The sequence below is a fragment of the Phenylobacterium sp. genome, from assembly GCF_031425575.1.
Taxonomy (GTDB): domain Bacteria; phylum Pseudomonadota; class Alphaproteobacteria; order Caulobacterales; family Caulobacteraceae; genus Phenylobacterium.
This window is the reverse complement of the sequence record NZ_JANPJP010000215.1, coordinates 1-6,381: the sequence shown is the minus strand read 5'-3', so window position 1 is coordinate 6,381 and position 6,381 is coordinate 1. Positions and strand designations below refer to the sequence as shown.

Annotated in this window: 7 protein-coding genes; 5 read left to right on the top strand and 2 right to left on the bottom strand. The window is 69.3% G+C overall.

What is annotated here, in order from left to right; genetic code table 11:
- Positions 1–77: 77 nt before the first annotated feature.
- Positions 78–1,121, top strand: coding sequence for an EF-P lysine aminoacylase EpmA (gene epmA / locus RMO97_RS12425; protein WP_310541383.1), 1,044 nt, complete (start codon positions 78–80; stop codon positions 1,119–1,121).
- A 6-nt stretch (positions 1,122–1,127) separates the two neighbouring features.
- Here epmA and RMO97_RS12420 read toward each other — a convergent pair whose 3' ends face one another.
- Positions 1,128–1,622, bottom strand: a complete 495-nt coding sequence (locus RMO97_RS12420) for a MarR family transcriptional regulator (protein ID WP_310541381.1) — start codon at positions 1,620–1,622, stop codon at positions 1,128–1,130.
- Positions 1,619–2,770, bottom strand: a complete 1,152-nt coding sequence (locus tag RMO97_RS12415; protein ID WP_409035310.1) for an Acg family FMN-binding oxidoreductase — start codon at positions 2,768–2,770, stop codon at positions 1,619–1,621. The genes RMO97_RS12420 and RMO97_RS12415 overlap by 4 nt, the downstream gene beginning before the upstream one ends.
- 144 nt (positions 2,771–2,914) lie before the next feature.
- Between RMO97_RS12415 and RMO97_RS12410 the strand changes: the two genes are divergently transcribed.
- The 4 genes from RMO97_RS12410 to RMO97_RS12395 form a co-directional block, all read left to right on the top strand.
- Positions 2,915–3,286, top strand: a complete 372-nt coding sequence (locus RMO97_RS12410; RefSeq protein ID WP_310541379.1) for a hypothetical protein — start codon at positions 2,915–2,917, stop codon at positions 3,284–3,286.
- Positions 3,287–3,338: 52 nt separating this feature from the next.
- On the top strand, positions 3,339–4,619 hold the full coding sequence (locus RMO97_RS12405) for a TolC family protein (RefSeq protein ID WP_310541378.1): 1,281 nt from the start codon (positions 3,339–3,341) through the stop codon (positions 4,617–4,619).
- The gene (locus RMO97_RS12400; RefSeq protein ID WP_310541377.1) at positions 4,619–5,872 is read left to right on the top strand and encodes an efflux RND transporter periplasmic adaptor subunit; all 1,254 of its coding nucleotides are present in this window, start codon (positions 4,619–4,621) and stop codon (positions 5,870–5,872) included. Before RMO97_RS12405 ends, RMO97_RS12400 begins: the two co-directional genes overlap by 1 nt.
- 22 nt (positions 5,873–5,894) lie before the next feature.
- Positions 5,895–6,381: efflux RND transporter permease subunit (locus tag RMO97_RS12395; RefSeq protein WP_310541382.1), on the top strand; the 487-nt coding region annotated here is incomplete at its 3' end.

The following is a 6,381-nucleotide window of genomic DNA, read 5'->3' as shown; positions in this document are numbered from 1 at the left end:
GGCCGGCGCGTTGTGCTAGGTTCCTGCGCTCCTATAGCGATCCGGGCCAGGATCGCCAGTCCCTTGGAGCGCCGCGCGTGACCTCCCCCCTGCCCTCGCCCTGGTGGCGGCCCGAGAACCACCAGGACCGCAGGCCCTTCCTGCTGGGGCGCAACGCCATACAGAGGGCCATCCGGGGCTGGTTCGAGGACCAGGGCTTCATCGAGGTGGACGCGGCGGCCCTGGCGATTTCGCCGGGCAATGAGGCGCACCTGCACGCATTCGCCACCGAGGCCATCACCACGGACGGCCAGCGGTCACAGCTCTATCTGCACACCTCGCCGGAGTTCGCCTGCAAGAAGCTGCTGGCCGCCGGCGAGACTAAAATCTTTGATTTCGCAAAGGTTTGGCGCAACCGCGAGCGGGGCGCCCTGCACCATCCGGAGTTCACCATGTTGGAGTGGTACCGGGCCAACGAACCCTATGAGAGCCTGATGGACGACTGCCAGAGCCTCCTGGCCCTGGCGGCGGAGAGTGTCGGAGCCGAGGCCTTGCGATTCCGGGGCCATGCCTGCGACCCCTTCGCGCAGCCCGAGCGGGTGACGGTCGCCGAGGCCTTCGCGCGGTGGGCCGGGGTCGACCTGCTCATGTCGGTCTCCACGGATGGAACAGTCGACCGTTCGGCCCTGGCGGCCCAGGCGCCGGTGAGGATCGCCGACGACGACACCTGGTCCGATATCGTGTCCCGGATTCTGGTGGAGAAGATCGAGCCGCACCTCGGCATGGGCCGGCCGACATTGCTCACCGAGTACCCGATCGCTCAGGCGGCCCTGGCCCGGCCGAAACCCGGAAACCCAAGGGTGGCCGAGCGTTTCGAGCTCTATGCCTGCGGCGTGGAGGTGGCCAATGCGTTCGGCGAACTGACCGACATTGACCAGCAACGTGACCGTCTGAGTGTCGAGATGGACGAGAAGCAGCGGGTCTATGGCGAGCGCTATCCGATCGACGAGGACTTCCTGGCGGCGCTCGCGGTCATGCCGGAAGCCAGCGGCTGCGCGCTGGGGTTTGACCGGCTGGTGATGCTGGCCACGGGCGCGGCGCGGATCGACCAGGTGCTCTGGACGCCGGCTCCGGAAACCTAAGCGCCGTCAGTCTCGCACGCCTTTCTCCGCTCCAGTCTGATCAACGTCGTCGCGTGCGCGATCGAGCACAGCGCGAAGGTGGCGCAGGACCGGCAAGGCGTCCGCCAGCGTCGCAGCGTCCAGTTGCTCGGCGATACCGGCCGTGGCCGCGTCGAGGTTGGCGATCGCGGCTTCGCGAAAACGACGACCCTCATCGGTGAGGTGAACCAGCTTGGAGCGGCCGTCCTGGGCGTTGCGCCCTGTCGAGATGAATCCCCTTTGCCTCAGCACTGACAGCGAGTGAGTCATTGTCGCTTTCGTGACCTGCATTGCGCTGGCGAGCCGCTGGGGCGTCCGACCGTCGCCCATGCGGACCATGTGGTTGAGAATGAAGAAGTGCGACACGTGCACGCCCTCCGGCAGCACGCGGGCGAACATATTCATGGCCAGTTGGTTGATGATGCCGACCTCGTTCAGGAACTCGAAAAGCTGCCGGCCGGTCAGCTGATCCCCCTCGCTCATGCGGCGACCAGCTTGGCCTCGAGCGGCCAGCGGGGGCTGGGGCCGACAGCCACGCCGTGGCCGATGCGGCACAGCATCTGCACGGTTCCGCCACGAGGCGCCAAGCGCGCGTGGGCCTCACGGTAAGGGCCGGCCATCTCCGGAAACTCCTGCAGGGCCTGACTCAGCGGATGCCACCCGACGCTCTCTCGGGTCGCGGCCAGGTTCATGCGCACCCAATCACGCCCCGCGGCGATTTGGTCAATCCGTCGGTTCTGTGCGCTAACCATCCAGACGTGTCCTGTGGCCGAAGCCGCGTTCTCGATCACCGCCCCTACCCCCTGCTGGTAAGCCATGGACTTCGGCTCCAGCGCCACTTGGCGGTCGAACTGGCCGACGCGCGACAAGCCCTCGAACATCACGCCTGTGAAGTCGATACCATCGGGGTTCGCCTCCACTTCGGCGCGGCCGATGCGGAACAGATCCACACTCTCGCGATAGGTTCGCGGAGTGGCGATCTCGATACGCAGCGCGCGTTCGGTGAGGCTGCGCAGCGCCGCGACCGAGGTGGGCGCCACCGATGCATCCACCGCCGGGCCATGGCGCGCGGCCGTCAGGATCCGGCGAACGACCGCGGGATCCACGAGACGCGCCGTGTCGAACGGCTCCTTGTTGGATCTGCGCGCCAGCACGTGGGCGAATAGCGGGTCGGGGCGCACGGTTGCGTCATGCACAAACCGGGCGACCGCCACGCGACCGGAGGTCAGCCCCTGGGAGGTCTCGCCGTCCGGGAATAGCTCCAGGTCCACGCGATGGCCCGCCTCGGCCGCAGCCATCACCATCAACTCTAGGAAGCAGCCGAGGCCGATGGTGATCTGACGGTTGAGCGGGTCAGTGTGGGGGAGCAGGCGCGTACGATCAACATGGAGGATGACCTGGCCCGGCGTCCGCACGTCCGCCAACCACGGCTGCCGATTGTGCGGGTTAGGCGCGAGGATCGCGTAACTCAATGCCCCAAGCCGGACGTCGTCGCGTCGTCCCGCAGCCGACCAGGGCGCCAGCGCACGCTTGGGTTCTCGCGTCAGCGCAAAGACCACAGCCCCTGCCGTCGCCCCAGCCAGCACGCCGCCACCCATCAGGGAGAGAAATCGTCGCCGTTCCATCGCCATCTCCAAGGCCATCTCGTTTGACGCCATACTATATAGCTAGGCATCAAACCAAATGCCGTCAAGTGATCTGGACGCCCGTCCCCGGCCAGCCTTGAGACTCGGCGTCAGGCGCCGTAGTGCTGCGGCGTGAGCCGGTCACTGTCCTTGTCGTTCAAGACCGCCGTCGCGATGTTCTGCATCGCGTTGTCGCTGCTCTACGCCACCGCATCAGCCGCCAGCGTGCTCGACCGGGTGCAGCACCAAAGCCAGCTGGCGCAACACCATGAGCACGGCGGCTTCAGCGACCTGTCCTTCGACGATCACCACCAGGACGGCGAGAGCGACGCGAGCCATGATCGCGGCAGCGGGCACCATCACCACACCGACGGCCCGCAGGGCATCATCGGTGAGGGCGAGCGTCGGGGTGTCAGCGCGAGCTCAACCCAAAGACTGGCCATACTGTCGGATCATCTGATCTCCAGCCCCGGCTCACCCGGCCCGGAACGCCCCCCCAAAGGCCTCACCTTCAGCGTCTGAGCTCCCGCGTCCCATGACGCGGACCGATCCATGTCTGCCTGGTGAGACCCTCATGCCAAAGCCCCACGACGCGCGCCCAAGGGCGCCGTCTCGCCGTCTGCTGATGGCCTGCGCCGCCGTGTTCGCGGCGGTCAGTTTCGACGCCGTCGCCGAGACCTTGAGTCTCTCCGAGGCCCTGACACGGGCCGCGGCCTATGACCCCGCCCGCCCCGCCGCCGCCGCCCGCGTGCAGGCCGCGCAGGCCGGTGTCCGCCAGGCAGGGGTTCGCCCCAATCCTATCCTGGGCGCGGATCTGGAGAACTTCGCAGGCACCGGTGACGTGGGGCTGGCCGATCGGTCCGAGGCCACGCTCTATTACGAGCAGACCTGGGAACGGGGCGGCAAGCGCGAGGCGCGGGTCGATGTGGCCCGGTCGGAGTTGGCTGTGGCCCAGGGCCGGGCCTCGGTCCGCGCGCTTGACCTGTTGGCGGAGGTCCAGGCGGCCTGGGTGGAGGCGCTGGGCGCCGAGGCCCAGATCGCGGTGGCGGAAGAACGCCTGGCCCTGGCCCGGCGCCTGGAAGGCGAGGTGGAGCGCCGGGTGCGCGCGGCGCGTGATCCGCTGTTCTCCGGCGAGCGCGCCCGCACCGCCACCGCCCAGGCCCGTATCGACCGCGACCAGGCGCTGGCCGCCGCAGAGCAGGCGCGAGGGCTGCTGGCGTCCTACTGGGGCGCCGGCGCCAATTTCGAGCTCAGCGCCTCGGCCCTGGAACCGCGGGCCGCGTCCCCTGCCGGCACACTCGCTGACACTCCGGACCTGCGGCTGCTGGCGATGGAGCGCGACCTGAACCAGGCCCGGATCGGGGTCGAGCGCGCCCGCGCCGTGCAGGATCCCCGCTGGCGGGCCGGACTGCGGCACTTCGGGGAGAGCAACGATGTGGCGGTCATCATCGGGGGATCGATCCCGCTTGGCCGCAACGACACCAACCAGGGCGCCATCGCGCGCGCCCAGGCCGAGCGCACCGCCGCCGACGCAGACATGGCCGCCGCCCGGATCGACCGGGAGCGGGAGGTGTCGCGCCTGACCGCACGGCGCGCGGCGACCCTGGCCGAGGTGACCCGAAACGACGCTGAGGTTGCTCCCAGCGCTGCCCGGGCCGTAACCCTGGTCCGGGACGGCTTCAACCGTGGCGGCGGGGCCTTCACCTATCTGGAGGTCGCCGACGCCCAGCGGGCGGTCATCGAGGCCAAGGCCCGGCGGATCGACCTCCTGAAACGCTTCCATCTCGACGGCGTGCGCCTCGACCGGCTGACCGGTCGCCATGCCGCCCTCATCGCCAGCGCGGAGATCCGCTGATGCGCCCCTCGACCTTCCGCGGCCTGGCCGCACTCCTGCTGGCCGGCAGCCTGCTCGCCGCCTGCGGCGACCGGCCCAAGTCCAAGGCCGAGGGCGACGACCACGCCGCCGCCGCCGCCGATTTCGAGCGCGGGCCGCATCGCGGCCGCCTACTCCGCGACGGGGACTTCGCCGTCGAGATCACCATTTTCGAGGACGGCGCGCCGCCCGAGTTCCACGCCTATGTCTATCGCAAGGACAAGCCCATCGATCCCCGGCAGGTGCAGCTCACCGTCGAGCTGACCCGTCTGGGCGGCAAGGTGGACCGCTTCGCCTTCGCCCCTGTCGAGGACTATCTGCGCGGGGCCGGGGTGGTGGTCGAGCCGCACTCCTTCGACGTCAAGATCCGGGCGGTCGAAGGCGGCCGGACCCATCAGTGGGCCTATGCCTCCTATGAAGGCCGCACGAGCATTTCGGCCGAGGCGGCCAAGGCCGGCGGCGTGCGGACTGAAATCGCCGGACCGGCGGCGATCAGCGAGCTGGTCGACATGGCCGGCCGGGTGGAAATCGTTCCGGAGGGCATGGCCGAGGTTCGGGCCGTCTATCCCGGCCGCATCCTGATGATGCGCGGCGAGCTGGGCCAATCGGTGCGCAAGGGGCAGGCGATGGCGCGGGTGGAGTCCAGCCACAGCCTGCAGGCCTATGGGATCACGGCGCCGATCAGCGGGGTGATCACCGAGAAGAACGCCAATGTCGGGGGCGTGGCCGGCGATCAACCCCTGTTCGTGGTCGCCGACCCCACCAAGCTGCACGCCGAGTTTTTTGTCTATCCGCGTGACGCCGAGCGCGTCCGGGTCGGCCAGCCGGTCGAGGTCCGCTCACTGTCCGGCGAGGCGCGGCTGACCGCCAGGGTCGAGGCCATCCTGCCGACCGCCGACCTGGCCAGCCAGACCCTGATGGCCCACGTCCACTTGCCGCCCGGCGCGGCGACGAGCTTCCGGCCCGGCATGGGGGTGGAGGGATCCTTCTCCGTCGGCGCGCAGTCGGCCCCGCTGGCGGTGCGCACCAAGGCCCTGCAGCGGTTCAGAGACTTCACCGTGGTGTTCGCCAAGGTCGGGAACACCTACGAGGTGCGGATGCTGGAGCTGGGCCGCCAGACGCCGGAATGGACCGAGGTGCTCGGCGGGCTGGCGCCCGGAACCGAGTATGTGGTCGACGGCGCCTTCCTGATCCGCGCCGACATCGAGAAGTCGGGGGCCAGCCATGACCACTGACATCGTCCCCGGCCGCCCCGGCCTGCTGGAACGCATCGTCACGCTGTCGATCCGCTTCCGGTGGGCGGTGCTGGCCCTGGTCTTCCTCTCCGCCGCCCTTGGCGTGTGGAGCTTTCAGCGGCTGCCCATCGACGCGACGCCGGACATCACCAATGTCCAGGTCCAGATCAACACCGAGGCCCCCGGCTTCTCGCCGCTGGAGGCCGAGCAGCGGATCACCTTTCCGGTGGAGACCGCCATCGCCGGCCTGCCCGGCCTGCAATACACCCGCTCGGTCTCGCGCTACGGGCTGAGCCAGGTGACCGCGGTGTTCGAGGACGGGACCGACATCTACTTCGCCCGCCAACTGATCAACGAGCGACTGCAGATCGCCCGCGGGCGACTGCCGCCGGCCATCGCCCCGGAGATGGGCCCCATCGCCACCGGCCTGGGCGAGATCTTCATGTACACGGTCCAGGCCAAGCCCGGCGCGCGCCGGCCCGACGGCCAGCTCTACACGCCCGAGGACC

Excerpts from the sequence above, each read along its gene's own strand:
- RMO97_RS12400 (WP_310541377.1), top strand. The coding sequence starts at position 4,619 with ATGCGCCCCTCGACCTTCCGCGGCCTGGCCGCACTCCTGCTGGCCGGC.
- RMO97_RS12415 (WP_409035310.1), bottom strand. The coding sequence starts at position 2,770 with ATGGCGATGGAACGGCGACGATTTCTCTCCCTGATGGGTGGCGGCGTG.
- RMO97_RS12420 (WP_310541381.1), bottom strand. The coding sequence starts at position 1,622 with ATGAGCGAGGGGGATCAGCTGACCGGCCGGCAGCTTTTCGAGTTCCTG.
- RMO97_RS12405 (WP_310541378.1), top strand. The coding sequence starts at position 3,339 with ATGCCAAAGCCCCACGACGCGCGCCCAAGGGCGCCGTCTCGCCGTCTG.